The organism is Streptomyces sp. NPDC096205 (assembly GCF_044763135.1).
GTDB lineage: Bacteria > Actinomycetota > Actinomycetes > Streptomycetales > Streptomycetaceae > Streptomyces.
The window spans coordinates 487,409-501,053 of sequence record NZ_JBIWFS010000002.1; the positions used below are offsets into that span (position 1 = coordinate 487,409).

The window sequence follows — 13,645 nt, forward strand, 5'->3', positions numbered from 1 at the left end:
GGGCTGGGGTCCATGCCTCGGCACCCCGTACCCTTGGGTTTTGTGTTCCGTAGCCGTGCCACCAAGGAAGAGAAGGCCGCCGTCGCCGACAAGGCGCCGCTGACCGACTCCAAGCAGCCCCGTGACCCGCAGGCCCCCAAGGGCCGGCCGACGCCGAAGCGCAGCCAGGCCCAGGCCCAGCGCCGCAGCGTGGCCAGTACGCCGACCACGCGCAAGGAGGCCGCCAAGCGGCAGCGCGAGGAGCGTCGTGCCGCCCTGGAGCGGCAGCGCCAGGCGCTGGCCGGCGGTGACGAGCGCTATCTGCCCGCCCGCGACAAGGGTCCGGTGCGTCGCTTCGCCCGCGACTTCGTCGACTCGCGCTTCAACATCGCCGAGTTCTTCCTGCCGATGGCCGTGGTCATCCTCGTGCTGAGCGTGATCCGCGTACAGAACGTGCAGACGCTGGCGCTGCTGCTGTGGCTCGTCGTGATCGTGCTGATCGTGCTGGACTCGATCGCCACCGGCTTCCGCCTGAAGAAGGCGCTGCGTGAGCGCTTCCCCGACGACAACAAGCGCGGTGCGGTGGCCTACGCCCTGATGCGCAGCCTCCAGATGCGCCGGCTCCGGCTGCCCAAGCCGCAGGTCAAGCGCGGAGAGCGGCCCTGAGCACAACCGCGTTCTCCGGGGATGCGGCCGACGCCTGGCTGGACAAGCTCGGTGGGCTGCGTGATGTCGTACGACAGGAGCTGGTGGCCCGGCAGCTCGACGAGCAGATAGCCCAGCGGTTCCCGATCGGGCAGCGGCTGCGGGTGCTCGACGTCGGGATGGGCCAGGGCACGCAGGCGCTGCGGCTGGCCCGGATCGGCCACCAGGTCACCGGCGTGGAGCGTGACGCGACGATGATCGCCGCTGCGCGTGAGGCGCTGTCCGCCGAGCCCGAGGGCATCCGGGAGCGGATGCGGATCGTGCAGGGCGACGGCCGGGACACCGGTGTGCACTTTCTGCCGGGCAGCTTCGACGTGGTGCTGTGCCATGGCGTGCTGATGTACGTCGAGGAGCCGGACCCGCTGCTGGCGGGCCTGGCGCGGGTGCTGGCGCCGGGCGGGCTGCTGTCGCTGCTGGTCCGCAACGCCGACGCGCTGGCCATGCGGCCGGGTCTGTCCGGCGACTGGGCCGGGGCGCTGGCCTCCTTCGACACCACCGCCTACCGCAACCGTCTGGGCCTGGACGTGCGGGCGGACCGCCTGCAGACCCTCACCGCGACGCTGGCGGGCATCGGCGCGCCGCTGCACGCCTGGTACGGCGTACGGGTCTTCACCGACACCGCGGCCGACGGGGCAGAGGTCCCCGAGGACGTCGAGCGGCTGCTGGCGGCCGAGGAGCGGGCGGGCCGCACGGACCCGTACCGCGCGGTCGCGGCGCTGCTGCATCTGTGCGGGGTACGCGGCTGAGCCGCGGGTGCCGACTGCGCTCGATCGGGTGAGCCGGACAGGCCGGGTCCTGACTCCGAGGTGAGACTCGAGGCATGGACGCTTCCCGTTTCCGCGCCGCCGTGCAGGAAGCCCGCGACTCCGGGGCGGGCCGCGCTCGCTGTGGTCGAGGTGCGGCGGGGTGGGGCGGCCGGCCGGGCCGGGCCGGAGAGCGGGGATCGCGCTCGCCTTCGAGCGGGACAGCAGTGAGCCTGAGCCGGCCGCCCCCGCCGGTCACACCTCTTCGGCGTGCAGGCTCATCGGGCCGTAGATCTCGGTGCTGTCCTCGAACAGTCGCACCTGGTCGGCGCCGCCTGCGGCGAGGTCCTTCCAGTGCTCGCCGATCCAGGACTCCGCGTCGCCCTGCGTGGTGAACTCCTCGGGCTCCACCGCCGGCTGGACCTCCGCCCCGTCGGCCTTCTCGAACCGCCACGTCCATGTCGCCATGCAGGCCTCCCTGATCGTTTGACTGGGTCGAGCGTAGTCGTTCGGCTGCGGGGCGTCTGCGGCACAGTCAGGCGCCCCTGAGGGACGTACCCGCCGGGCGTCCTCATCGGTGACCGGCGAGAATCGGGGGCGTGGAACTGACGCTTCTCGGCACTGGTGCCCCCGCCGGGCTTCCCCGGCCCGACTGTCCCTGTGCTGCCTGTGCCACCGCCCTGGGGGCGGACGCACGGGCTGCCACTGCCTTGCTGGTGGACGGGGCTCTGCTGCTGGACCTGACCCCGGGGGCGGCGTTCGCCGCGGCCCGGGCCGGGCGGTCGCTGTCCGGCGTGGGGCAGGTGTTGCTGTCGCATCCGCACGAGGGGCCCGCCGTCGAGGTCCCGGCGGGGCTGCCGCAGCCGGGGCGGGTGCCGGACGGGCGGGAGTTGGCGCTGCTGACGGGGCATCGGGTGCGGGCGGTGGCCATGGACGCGCCGGGTACCGGGTACGCGGTGACGGGGCCGGAGGGGCAGCGGCTGCTGTATCTGCCGCCGGGCGGGGCACCGGCCGGGCTCGAGGAGGGCAGCACGCTCGGGGAGCCGTACGACATGGTGCTCGTGGACGTCGTCGGGCGGCCGGACGCGCTGGCCCGGCTGCGGGCGGTGGGTGCGGTGGGGCCGACGACCGATGTGGTGGCGGTGCATCTGGACCATGACGTCCCGCCGGGCGCGGAGTTGCGGCGGCGGCTCGCGGCGGCCGGTGCGCGGGCCGTGCCGGACGGGACGACGCTTGCGGTGGGGGCATACGAAGACCTGTCGGCCGTGCCTGACGTGCCGCGGCGGACGCTGGTGCTCGGCGGGGCGCGGTCGGGGAAGTCGGTGGAGGCCGAGCGGCGGCTGGAGGCGTTCCCCGACGTGCTGTACGTGGCGACCGGCGGGACGCGGGGCGGTGACACCGAGTGGGCGGCCAGGGTGGCGGCGCATCGGGAGCGGCGGCCGGGGTCGTGGCGTACGACGGAGACGTGCGACCTGGTGCCGCTGCTGAAGGACGACGGGCCGCCGCTGCTGATCGACTGTCTGTCGCTGTGGCTGACGGACGCGATGGACGCGGTCGGGGCGTGGGACGACGCGGAGTGGGCCGACGGCGGGGAGCGGGCCCTGCGGGAGCGGGTGCGCGAGCTCACGGAGGCCGTGCGGCAGACGCGTCGGGTCGTCGTCGCCGTGTCCAACGAGGTCGGCTCGGGCATCGTGCCCGCCACCGCCTCCGGCAGGCGCTACCGCGACGAACTCGGCCGCCTGAACGCGGCGTTCGCGACCGAGTGCGAGCAGGTGCTGCTGGTGGTGGCGGGCCAGGCGGTGGTGCTGCGGGGCTGACCGTGCGGTGCCAGACCCCGCGACGCCGGCATGATCCGGAAGACAGGCCCTAGCTCTTGCGCGCGATCACCCGGTACGCCCGTGACACCCGAGCGCGGCGCAGCAGCGTCGGCACCGTGGACGTCACCAGCTCACACCCCTGCGCCGAGAGTTCCCCGCGCAGGTTGGCCGGAGGCAGCAGGTGGGGGACGCGAGGGAGCGGGAGCCGGCGGGGGTCGGTCGTCTCGATCAGGACGTGGCCGCCGGGGCGCAGCGTGGTCAGCGCGGCGCGCAGCTCTCCGCGGGGGTCGGTCGCGTGCTCCAGGTGGTGCAGCAGGCTCACCACGTCGTAGCGGGCGCGCAGGCGGGTGAGGACTGCGTGCGTGGTGAGGGGGCCGATGTGGGCCTCGTCGAGGCGGCCCGCCAGGAGGGCCTGGTGGACGCGGTAGGTGGGGTCGACGCCGTCGAAGGCGGTGTAGGGGAAGAGCGTGCGGGCCGTCTCGGGGAAGTCGGCGTGGCCCGTGCCGACGTCGAGCCAGCTCTCCGGTTCGGGGAAGGGCAGCATCGCGCGGGCGGCGAGGCGGTGCCGCAGCCGGGTGACGGCGGCGCGCACCCCGTCCGTGCGGGCGTCGGGGGCCGGCGGGCCCGGCTGTCTGGGGTTCTGGAAGACGTGGGCGCAGTCGCCGCACTCGTCGACGACGGGCGAACCCGGCTTGGTGCGCAGGCTCCTGGAGCCGCACCACGGGCAGTCGTCGCGGCGCGGTGCGGCGGGGGCGGGGAACATCGGCGACTCCCAGGGACGGCCGGGGCGGCGGACAGCGGTGCACGACAATCCACTGCAAAACGGAACGTATGGGATCTCGATCTTGGGTGCAACGACGTCGTGGGGGTGTGGTGGCGATTCGACGTGCGGATGTAGCGCCGTTCTGTTCGAGCGGTGCCGGTACTGTTCGGCGAATGAGCTCGCTGAATCTCGACGACTTCACCGATCTGATCGAGCGCCCCGACGGCGGGGTGCGCCGCGACGCGGAGGCGCGCCGGGAGCGTCAGATCGTGCCGCCCGGATCGTTGGGGCGCCTGGACGAACTGGGTGAGTGGCTGGCCGCCGCGCAGGGCGTGGTGCCGGTGCGGCCGGTCGAGCGGCCGAAGGTCGTGCTGTTCGCCGGTGACCACGGCATCGCCGGGCTCGGGGTGTCGGCGCGGCCGGCGGGCAGCGCGGTGGAGCTGGTGCGCGAGATCCTGGAGGGCGCCCGTCCGGTGGCGGTGCTGGCCCGGCGGCAGGGCGTGCCGGTGCGCGTGGTCGACATGGCGCTGGACTGCGACCCGGAGACCCTGCCCGCGGACGTCGTACGGCATCGGGTGCGGCGTGGCAGCGGGCGGATCGACGTCGAGGACGCGCTGACCCTTCAGGAGGCGGAGGCCGCCTTCCGGGCGGGGGCGGCGGTCGCCGACGAGGAGGCCGACTCCGGTACGGATCTGCTGGTGCTCGGCGATGTGAGCGTGGGCGGGACCACGGCCGCGGGGGTGCTGGTCGCCGCGCTGTGCGGGACCGACGCGTCGGTGGTGACCGGGCGGGGCGGGCTGGCGATCGACGACCTGGCGTGGATGCGCAAGTGCGCGGCGATCCGGGACGCGTTGCGGCGGGCGCGGCCGGTGCTCGGGGAGCAGTTGCAGCTGCTGGCGACCGTGGGCGGGGCCGACCTCGCCGCGATGACGGGCTTTCTGCTCCAGGCCGCCGTACGCAAGGTGCCGGTCGTGCTGGACGGTGTGGTCGCCGCGGCCTGTGCGCTCGTCGGGCAGCGGATCGCGTTCCGGGCGCCCGACTGGTGGCTGGCCGGGCAGCTCAGCGGGGAGCCCGCGCAGGCGAAGGCGCTGGACCGGATGGCCCTGGAGCCGCTCCTGGACCAGGGCGTGACGGTCGGCGAGGGCGCGGGCGCGCTGCTCGCCCTGCCGCTGGTGCAGTCCGCGGCGGCGCTGGCGGCGGAGCTGCCGGAACGGCCCGAGGAGAAGCCGCAGGAGGAGCCCGAGGAGGATCCCGAGGAGGGTTGATCCGCCGGAGACGGGCGGAGTGCGGCGGCATCCGCGGACCTCGGCGCCTCTTGCCGTGACCGGACTCCTCGTCGCCGCGCTTCTCGCCGGGCGCGGCGTCGGTGCCGTGCGGCGCCGCCGTCAGCCGGAGTCGCGCCGCGCGGGCGGCGGCGGTGGTGTCGGTGTCGGGTCCGGGGTGCCGCCGATCCAGTCCTGGAAGCGGCGGGCCGGTCCCGCCCAGCGGCGGTCGTGGTGGTAGGCGCGCAGCCCGGCCCGGGCCCGGGCGCGCGGGCGGCGGCGGTAGAAGCGGCGGGCCCACGGGGAGCCGGGGCGGGCCAGCCGGAGCGCGCCGACCAGGGCGACCAGCGGGACGATCACACCGAAGAGGGCCGTACGGATCTTGCCCTTGCCGAGGGCCACCAGCGCGAACAGGAAGTTCACGCCGATCGTCGCGAGGGCCGTGCCCCGGCTCTGGACCTCGTCGTCGGACAGACCGTTCACCCCGAACGGCGAGAAGCCGAGCAGCAGCAGGCCCACCAGCGCGGCGGTCAGCACCACCACCTCCACGCTCCGGCGTCCGGCCTGCGTCCAGTAGACGTCGTCGAGGTGCAGGATCAGCGCGAACTCGTCGAGGACCAGGCCCGCGCCGATCCCGAACACGACCGCGGCGAACGCCGAGCCGAAGCCGTGCCGGCCACCGGCGACCGCGGCGAACCCGCCGATCACGGTCAGGACGACACCCGGCACGACATGGTGGATGTGCACGCCGCCCGCCTGGACGTTGCCGAAGGGGCCCTTGCCCGCCCGGATGAGCCGGGTGATCGTGCGGGTCACCAGGAAGGTCACCACGAACGCCAGCAGGGCGAGCAGCAGCGGCAGCTTGCCGGGTTCGGTGATGTTGCGGTGAAACCAGTCGCCCATATGCGCAGTGTCCGTCGGCGCGGGTGCGGCCGCCTGTCGGCCTGCGCCGTCGCGTAACCTGCCGCCGTGTCCTCGATACCCGCTGCTCACGGCCTCCGCTTCGCCTTCGGCACGCTGTCCGTGCTGCCCGTGCGCGTGACGCGCTGGGACCGGGAGGCGGCCCGGGGCGGCATGCTGTGCGCTCCGCTGGTCGGGGCGGTGCTGGGGATCGCCGCCGGTGCGGTGGGGCTGCTGCTGCTCGTCCTCGGGGCCGGGCCGCTGCTCGCCGCGGTCGCCTCCGTGGCGGTGCCCGCCGTGCTCACCCGGGGGCTGCACCTCGACGGGATCGCCGACACCGCGGACGGGCTGGGCAGCGGGAAGCCGGCCGAGGACGCCCTGCGGATCATGAAGCAGTCGGACATCGGGCCGTTCGGGGTCATCACGCTGCTGTTCGTGCTGCTCGCCCAGGTCGCCGCCGTGGCTCAGCTGTACGACGGTTCCTGGACTCGGGGAGCGCTGGCCGTGGTCGTCTCCGCGACGGCGGGGCGGCTCGCGCTCACGCTCGCCGCGCGGGTGGGAGTGCCCGCGGCCCGGCCGGAGGGGCTGGGGGCGGCTGTGGCGGGGGTCGTGCCGGTGCGCTGGGCTGTCGGGGTGGCGCTGGCCGTCGTGGTGGCGGCGGGTGGGGCGTACGACTTCCTGTGGGGCGCCGTCGCCGTGGTGGTCGCCGTCGGTGCCGCCGAGTTGCTGCTGCGGCGGTGCGTGCGGCGGTTCGGTGGAGTGACCGGGGATGTGTTCGGGGGGCTCGAGGAGACGGCCGTCACCGCGGCGCTCGTGGTGCTGGCGCTCGGCTGAGACCGTGCGGCGCCGTCGTGGCTTGTCGCGCAGTTCCCCGCGCCCCCAGGCCCCGCGACGCCGGGCTGATCCGAACGACAGGCCCTAGATACAGGGGCGTCGCCATGCGCCCAGTTCGTAGTGCTTCAGCATCGAACTCAGGCCCAACTCCCTCGCCTCGGGGCAAAATTCGCGGGTCGGCAGCTCGTACTCCACGTGGAAGACGGCCTTGTCCTCCTCCACGAACGGGGTGAGCGTGTCGCACTCGTCGTACTGGGCGCACTGCTCGTTCACCGCGAAGTCGAACTCCCCCACCAGCTGCGGAATCTGGTCCAGGTCGTTCTTCAGGCCGACCGCGAGCCCCCGGTCGTGGGCCAGGCGGGCGATGAGGCGGTTGTAGCGGAGCTGGTCGGCGGGGGTCAGGGGGAAGCCCGTCGTGTTGGCGTAGCCGTCCATGTTGTCCGGCTCGACCGCGTCGAAGCCCTTCTCGCGGCACATGTCCATCCGGGCCGCCATCAGCGGCTCCAGGACGTCCGTGCGGCGGATGTCCAGCCAGCGCTCGCCCTCCCAGCCGTTGCCGCGGCCGAGCACGGCGCGCGGGAACGCGTCGGCGTCGGGGCGCCAGTCCTCCCAGGCGCCCGTGGAGAGGTAGCAGATGACCTTGCGGCCGTCGTCGTGCAGGGCGGCGACCGTGCCGGCGTCGTGGTCGAAGGCGTCGATGTCGTACACCGGCACGTCGACGGAGGTGTCCAGACGCCCGCTGAGCTGCCACTGCCAGGTGATGCCGGGGCGCGGTTGCCAGCGCTCGCCGGGGGCCGGCTCGCCCTCGTGGTCGTCGGGCGCCGAGGTGCAGGCCGCGAGCAGGAGCAGCAGGGCGACGAGCAGGAGAGGGCGTCTCACCGGGCGGGCTCCAGGGTGTGCGGCAACGTACCCCAAGGATGATCCCCCGCCCCCGGCACCGCACAGTGCAGGTCGGCCCCCCGCACCCGCGGGCCGGCCTCCGCGGGGACGCCGTACACCAGGTGACAGACCCGGACCCCGGAGCCGTACGAGGGTGTGGGCGGCAGGGTCCGGTAGGTCTCCCAGGGGCCCTCGAAGGTGACCAGGACGTCGGCGATCCTGGCGTACGACGGGTCGGGCGGGGTGCCGTGGTTGAGGACGAGGGCGGTGCAGCCTAAGGCCCAGGCCGCCGAGGCGAGGCGGCGGTAGTACGGGAGGGCTTCCGGGGCCGAGGCGGCCTGGTCGAGGAAGACGCCGTCGGTGCCGTACCAGGCGTGATGGCGGGTGAGGTCGCGGACCACGTCGGCGTGCGGGCGGTCGCCGTAGGCGGTGTCGGCGTAGCCGAGGACCCGTACGCCTGCCTCCCGCAACCGGGCTGCGACCTGCGCGAACGCCGGGTCCGGGCGCTCCCCCGGGCCGCTGGCCGGGTTGAGGACGACGCCGTACAGGCGGGGCGCGGCGGCGAGGATCGCCTGCCATTCGGCGGGGCGGATGTCCGGGTGCTCGTAGTACGGGACCAGCAGGGTGCTCATCGGTGGGCCGTCGCCCTTCCCAGCAGGGCGCAGACCAGGGCGACCTGCACCGCCGCCGCCACGCCGTACACCGCCGGACCCGTCCACTCCGGCGCTCCCGTGAGCCGGAGCAGGGTGTGGGCGAGGGCCGCCGCGCAGGTCACCGCGGCCGCGCTGAGGATCGCGCCGAAGGACTGGAGCAGCAGGCCGGTCCACACGACCACGCCGAGCAGCAGCAGACCGGTCAGGCGGGGCCCTGCCGGGTCCGGGGAGTGCGGCCACAGGGCGGCGCCGGCCAGGGCGAGCGCGGTGAGCACGGCGAGGTAGCCGGTGAGGCAGCGCGCGACCATCAGGGCGGTCGCCCGGCGGAAGGCGCCGGGCGTGCCGGTGGAGCGCAGGCCTGCGAGGCCGGCGCTGCGGAAGCGGTACAGCAGCCATTCGGCGGGGCCCATGCTGAGGGTGAGGGCGACTGCGCCGGGCGCGCCTTCCAGGGCGGTGTCCAGGACCAGGATGCCGCTGCCCAGGCCGAACAGGGCGTAGGGGAACGAGGCCGGCAGCGGGGGGCCCATGACCGGTGGCCGACCGCCCGTCCGTCGTGGTCGCTCGCCCAGTTCCCCGCGCCCCTCAGGGCACACAGCCAGCGTCACCACCGCCAGTAGGGAGCCGAGCAGGAGGGCGTACCGGAGCAGTGTGGGGATGTGGAGTGCGGGCGTGACGGCGGCCCCCGCCGCCATCGGCAACAGCGCTGCGAGCAAGGCTCGTTCGCGGCCCATCACCAGCAGGACCGTCGCGGCGCCCAGGTAGAGCGACTGGCCTGTCGCGAAGGCCAGGGCGGCCGGGTCCGTGACGCCTGTGACGGCGAGGGCGGACAGGGTGCCCAGGAGGGCGCCCACGGGGGCGCCGATCAGGAGGCAGCGGCGTGCGGCGGCGCGGTCGCCGAGGCCGAGCCAGGCGTAGGCGCGGTGGGACAGGCCCTGGTTCCAGGTCCAGCCGGTGAGGGCGGCGGCAAGAAGGGGGAGGGTGGCGGTGGGCAGGAGGACGTAGGCGAGGCCGGGGAGGGCGAAGACGACGCCCCGGACGAGGCAGCCGAGCAGGCCGATCTGCCAGGGGTCGTGGACGGGGCCCTCGGGTTCGGGGTGGCGGCGGTCGACGCGGACGTAGAGCTCCTCGGCGAGCGCGAAGGAGTCCTTCACGCCGTACGCCGTGCGTATCCGGTCGTCGGACATGCCGTCGGACTCCAGCAGGGCGGCTATCTCGTCCGGGTGGACGGCCGCGGCGACGAAGTCCTCCAGGCGGCCGGCGAGTTCGTCGATCGGGTCGGGCGCGGCCCAGCCGGGGGCGGTGCGCCGGCGGGGGACGGGCAGGGTGTCCAGGCGGGCACCGGGCGGCAGCCAGACGCTTCCGCTCACCAGTCGGCCCCTTCGGTCGCGACGGCCGCGTACCAGGGGTCGCGCAGCTCCAGGGTCCAGTCGGCGACGGTCTCGACGGTCGGCTCGTACACCTCGGGCAGCCCCGCGAGTTCGTGGTAGATCGTGCGGAAGTTCTCCACGCAGCGGCGCAGCGTGAACCGGTCGATGACCCGCTGGCGGGACAACTCGGCGAGCTCCAGGCGCCGTTCGTCGTCCTTGAGGAGGGTGAGCGCGGCGGCCGCCATCTTCTCCGGTTCGCGCGGCGGTACGACGAGTCCGGTGTCGCCGACGGCCTCGCGCACTCCGCCGACATCGGTGGAGACGGTCGTACGGCCGCAGGACATGGCCTCGATGATGGAGAACGGGAAGCCCTCCGAGATGGAGGACAGCATGACGACATGGCCGGCCGCGTAGGCGCGCCAGACCTCGCTGATGCGGCCCTCGAAGGTGAGGCCGTCGGTGACGCCGAGTTCGGCGGCGAGCTTCTCCAGCTTCGTCCGGTACGCCTCGCCGCCGGGCGGGACCGGGCCGAACAGGCGCAGCCGGGTCTCGGGCAGCTCGGCGCGCACCATGGCGTAGGCGCGGATCAGGGTCTCCAGGTCCTTGATGGGGTCGACGCGGCCGCACCAGGTGAGGGTGGGGACCTCCGGCTCGGGCCCGGCGTGCGGGAAGGCGGCGGGGTCGACGCCGTTGTAGACCGTGCGGATGCGGTCGGGGGCGGCGCCGCCGCGCTCCTCCCAGCGGCGGTTGTACTGGTTGCACGGTGTGATCAGGTCGGCGGACCGGTAGCCGTGTGAATTGAGTTCACGGTAGAAGGCGAGCATGAACGCCTTCACCGGCCAGCGTTGGGCGTCGCTGCGATAACCGAGATAGCGCTCGCGCAGATAGATGCCGTGCTCGGTGAGCAGGAACGGTACGCCGTCCAGAGCGCGCGCCGCGAGCGCGGGCAGGGTCGCCAGACCGCTGCTCACGGCGTGCGCGACCGAGTCCTGCGCGATGCGGGTGCCGAGCGGGCGCAGGGCGTGTTCCAGCAGGTCGGTGGCGGTGAGCGCGTCGTGCACGGTGGGACGTGCGGCCGCGGTCGGCAGATGCGGCATGGTCCATATCCACATCAGCGAGCGCAGCGCGGACTCCGTGCGCAGGGCTGCGGACAGGCGGCCTTCGCGGGCCAGGCGGGCCAGGTCGGTGAGGGCCTCGCCGAAGTCGCAGCGGGAGTCCTGGTCCAGGAAGGAGAGCAGGAACCTCTCGTAGGCGTCGGTGAAGCGGCGGCGGGCCTTTCCGTACGGGGCGCGTGCGCGGCCTGGACGGGACCCCCAGGTGGGGACCGTGGTGTGGTGACGGACGTTGGGCGGCAGCTCCCAGGTGACCGGCTCCCGGCCGGTGCCGGTGATCGAGACGATGTGGAAGTCGACGTCCGGCATGCCCTTGACGAGTTGGTCGCACCAGGTGCTGACCCCTCCGTGGACGTGCGGGTACGTGCCTTCTGTGAGCATGGTGACGTGATGGCCGTTGCGCATCGCTGCGGCGGGTCCCCCCTGGTTGTACGGCTACTGTGCGGGGAACTGCTGGCCCGACCCCGGCTGCGGGTTCGTCGTGGCTGGTCGCGCAGTTCCCCGCGCCCCTTTCAGGCCAGCTTGAGCGTGAGTGACGACTGGAGCAGCTCCGGTGTCGTCCAGGCCGAGCGCATGCCCGCGTACGGCGTTCCGAAGGTGCTGGTGCCCAGCAGGAGTTGCTTCTTCGTGCCCTCGGGGGCCGTCAGCGGGATCTGGACTCCGGACGGGGCCGTGACCGTGACCGTCGTACCGACGCGGTAGGCGGTGACGCGGCCGTTCGCGAGGGCTGTCTCCCAGGCCGCTCGGCGCTTCAGTTCCGTACCGATGGCGTTCTGGCGGAGGTTCTCCAGCGGGGTGTTGTCGGCGAACAGGGCCCGATAGTCGGCCAGCACCTTGTCCATGACCGGGTACAGGATCCGGTCCTCGGCCAGGTTGGACTGGTGGGCGTAGTGCGGGCGGGGGTCGTTGGCGAGGGCGTGGCCGAGGGCGGTGCGGGCCTCCTGCGGGACGATGTGGTCGTCGTAGCCGGTGGCGGGGTCCAGGGGGTCGGGCAGGCAGGTGGAGGTGGGGTTGTTCTCGCAGACGCCGCTGCCGCCGTCGGCCGCGGAGGTGTAGATCCAGTTGTACTCGTCGGCCATCTCGGCCTCGGTGCCCGCGTTGTAGTACACGTTCATCGGGTGGCGCGGCACGGTGAGCGCGCCTCCGACGGACCGCTGCTGCGGCTCGCGGGAGTTGTCCGAGGCGATCCACTTCACCCCGTTGTCGGCGAGGGCGCCGGCCAGGTTGGGGTTGTCGGCGGGCTGCTGCGGGAGGGTCTTCAGGCCGGAGTGCTCGCCGGTGACCAGTTCGGTGCGGTCGACGGGCAGGCCCTTGCGGGAGGCCCAGTTGTTGTTGTCGCGGATCTGGGCGGAGATCTCGGAGCGGCTCATGTACCTGGTCGAGCCGTCGGTGTTCTTCGCGCAGGTCCACGGCACGGTGGTGGTGTCCTGCACACAGCCCAGGAAGGGGTGCGTGTAGGTGTGGTTGATCCAGCGGTACTGCGCCTTGTCGGCGAGCAGCCGGTCGGTGAGCGCGTCGGTGCCGCCGTGCCCGGCCTTCCACTCCTCGCCGGCGCCCGCGTTGTAGACCATGTCCATGGTGAAGCCGTGCTCGCGCTGCCACTGGGCGGCGTAGGCGGCGTCCTCGGCGGTCATCCGGATGGGGTTCTCGCCCCCGTCGTCGCCGCCGGGGCAGTCGAAGTCGCCGGGGGTGCAGTTGCGGTCGGTGTTCCAGCGGCTGTCGGGCGCGAAGACGTCGTCGACGTGCACGGCGAAGTAGTTGCGGTCCCGGCCCAGGTGGACGCCGTCGGTCAGCCACTCCACGATGCCGCGGGCCAGCAGCCGGAACTGCCGCTGGTGCTGGTTGTAGGCGAAGGTGACGACCAGCTCGCGGCGGCCGTCGTGGACGTACTCGCCGACCAGGCTGCCGCGGCCGGTCCCGTCGGGCACCGGGATGTCGACGTACGACGTGAAGCCGGTGCGCGGGCGGGCGGCGTAGCCGTAGCTCTCCTGGACGGCCGGGTCGTTGTCCTCGAAGGCGAAGGCGCCGTCCAGGTAGCCGAAGCGGCCCGCCTTGCCTGCGGCGGTGACGGAGGCCTCCTGGCCGTCGAGGGCACCGGCCCAGCCGCCCTCGCTGGTGTAGTCGAGGCCGACCCCGGGATGCGCCCAGGTGTAGGCGTCGACCTGCGGGATGCCGTACGTCCGCTCGTAGTTCTCCAGCGCGGTCTGCTCGGCCGAACCGGAGCCGAAGGGCGCCTCGTGGGGCAGGACGACGCCCTGGTACTTGGCGCGCGGCGTGCCGTTCACGGTGTCGCTGAGGAAGGCGTCGGTGACGGTCGGGCGGGCCGGGTCGGTGAGATCGAGCGTGGTGTACGGGACGCCCGTACTGCGCAACTGTGCGGCGATCGCGCGGACCGCGCTGTCGCCGTTGTCCACGAGCAGCACCCTGAGGTCGATGCGCGGTGCCGTGGCGGCCGACGCCTGCGGGGCCCCCACCCCCAGGGCCAGCAGGCCCGCGACCCCGAGAGTCACGGCCGTGTTTCTCCGTCTGTGCGCGCTCTGCGCCATTTTCTGGTCCTCCCCCCAAAGATCCCCCTGTGCTCCATGACGGGGGATCCGTGGAAATCATTCAAAGCGGCATCGCCGCCGCTCA

General features: G+C 73.6%; 13 protein-coding genes. 5 read left to right on the forward strand and 8 right to left on the reverse strand.

All coding sequences use genetic code 11. From position 1 onward, the window contains the following. Positions 1-12: 12 nt before the first annotated feature. Together ACIQ6Y_RS08620 and ACIQ6Y_RS08625 are read left to right on the forward strand one after the other, a co-directional pair. The gene (locus tag ACIQ6Y_RS08620) at positions 13-645 is read left to right on the forward strand and encodes a DUF3043 domain-containing protein (RefSeq protein ID WP_404034552.1); all 633 of its coding nucleotides are present in this window, start codon (positions 13-15) and stop codon (positions 643-645) included. A gap of 83 nt (positions 646-728) precedes the next feature. Further along, entirely contained in the window at positions 729-1,430 is a 702-nt protein-coding gene (locus ACIQ6Y_RS08625) for a methyltransferase domain-containing protein (protein ID WP_404034554.1), read from the forward strand. Positions 1,431-1,682: 252 nt separating this feature from the next. On the opposite strand, the gene ACIQ6Y_RS08630 is transcribed toward ACIQ6Y_RS08625, so the two are convergent. Continuing rightward, the gene (locus tag ACIQ6Y_RS08630) at positions 1,683-1,895 is read right to left on the reverse strand and encodes a hypothetical protein (RefSeq protein WP_404034556.1); all 213 of its coding nucleotides are present in this window, start codon (positions 1,893-1,895) and stop codon (positions 1,683-1,685) included. A 131-nt stretch (positions 1,896-2,026) separates the two neighbouring features. On the opposite strand from ACIQ6Y_RS08630, the gene ACIQ6Y_RS08635 reads away from it, so the two are divergent. After that, a complete protein-coding gene (locus ACIQ6Y_RS08635; RefSeq protein WP_404034558.1) occupies positions 2,027-3,244 on the forward strand; it encodes a bifunctional adenosylcobinamide kinase/adenosylcobinamide-phosphate guanylyltransferase in 1,218 nt (405 codons plus the stop codon). 49 nt (positions 3,245-3,293) lie between these two features. Here ACIQ6Y_RS08635 and ACIQ6Y_RS08640 read toward each other — a convergent pair whose 3' ends face one another. Next, positions 3,294-4,007 (reverse strand): class I SAM-dependent methyltransferase, encoded by a 714-nt coding sequence (locus ACIQ6Y_RS08640; RefSeq protein WP_404034560.1) that lies wholly within the window; start codon positions 4,005-4,007, stop codon positions 3,294-3,296. A gap of 173 nt (positions 4,008-4,180) precedes the next feature. On the opposite strand from ACIQ6Y_RS08640, the gene cobT reads away from it, so the two are divergent. Then, positions 4,181-5,272: a nicotinate-nucleotide--dimethylbenzimidazole phosphoribosyltransferase gene (cobT, locus tag ACIQ6Y_RS08645; protein WP_404034562.1), complete on the forward strand. Its 1,092-nt coding sequence runs from the start codon at positions 4,181-4,183 to the stop codon at positions 5,270-5,272. Between the two features lie 120 nt (positions 5,273-5,392). Here cobT and ACIQ6Y_RS08650 read toward each other — a convergent pair whose 3' ends face one another. Beyond that, positions 5,393-6,172, reverse strand: coding sequence for a hypothetical protein (locus ACIQ6Y_RS08650; protein WP_404034564.1), 780 nt, complete (start codon positions 6,170-6,172; stop codon positions 5,393-5,395). A gap of 66 nt (positions 6,173-6,238) precedes the next feature. On the opposite strand from ACIQ6Y_RS08650, the gene ACIQ6Y_RS08655 reads away from it, so the two are divergent. After that, positions 6,239-7,003: an adenosylcobinamide-GDP ribazoletransferase gene (locus tag ACIQ6Y_RS08655; RefSeq protein ID WP_404034566.1), complete on the forward strand. Its 765-nt coding sequence runs from the start codon at positions 6,239-6,241 to the stop codon at positions 7,001-7,003. Between the two features lie 84 nt (positions 7,004-7,087). On the opposite strand, the gene ACIQ6Y_RS08660 is transcribed toward ACIQ6Y_RS08655, so the two are convergent. From ACIQ6Y_RS08660 to ACIQ6Y_RS08680, 5 genes are all read right to left on the reverse strand, one after another. Beyond that, a complete protein-coding gene (locus tag ACIQ6Y_RS08660) occupies positions 7,088-7,882 on the reverse strand; it encodes an endo alpha-1,4 polygalactosaminidase (protein ID WP_404034568.1) in 795 nt (264 codons plus the stop codon). After that, positions 7,879-8,514 (reverse strand): spherulation-specific family 4 protein, encoded by a 636-nt coding sequence (locus tag ACIQ6Y_RS08665; RefSeq protein WP_404034570.1) that lies wholly within the window; start codon positions 8,512-8,514, stop codon positions 7,879-7,881. The genes ACIQ6Y_RS08660 and ACIQ6Y_RS08665 overlap by 4 nt, the downstream gene beginning before the upstream one ends. Further along, entirely contained in the window at positions 8,511-9,902 is a 1,392-nt protein-coding gene (locus ACIQ6Y_RS08670) for a hypothetical protein (RefSeq protein WP_404034572.1), read from the reverse strand. The genes ACIQ6Y_RS08665 and ACIQ6Y_RS08670 overlap by 4 nt, the downstream gene beginning before the upstream one ends. Further along, positions 9,899-11,419 carry a GT4 family glycosyltransferase PelF gene (pelF, locus tag ACIQ6Y_RS08675; RefSeq protein WP_404034574.1) on the reverse strand — a complete coding sequence of 507 codons (1,521 nt, stop codon included), beginning with the start codon at positions 11,417-11,419 and terminating at the stop codon, positions 9,899-9,901. Before pelF ends, ACIQ6Y_RS08670 begins: the two co-directional genes overlap by 4 nt. Positions 11,420-11,526: 107 nt before the next feature. Continuing rightward, complete coding sequence (locus ACIQ6Y_RS08680) at positions 11,527-13,560, reverse strand: hypothetical protein (RefSeq protein WP_404034576.1); 2,034 nt, start codon at positions 13,558-13,560, stop codon at positions 11,527-11,529. Positions 13,561-13,645: the final 85 nt, after the last annotated feature.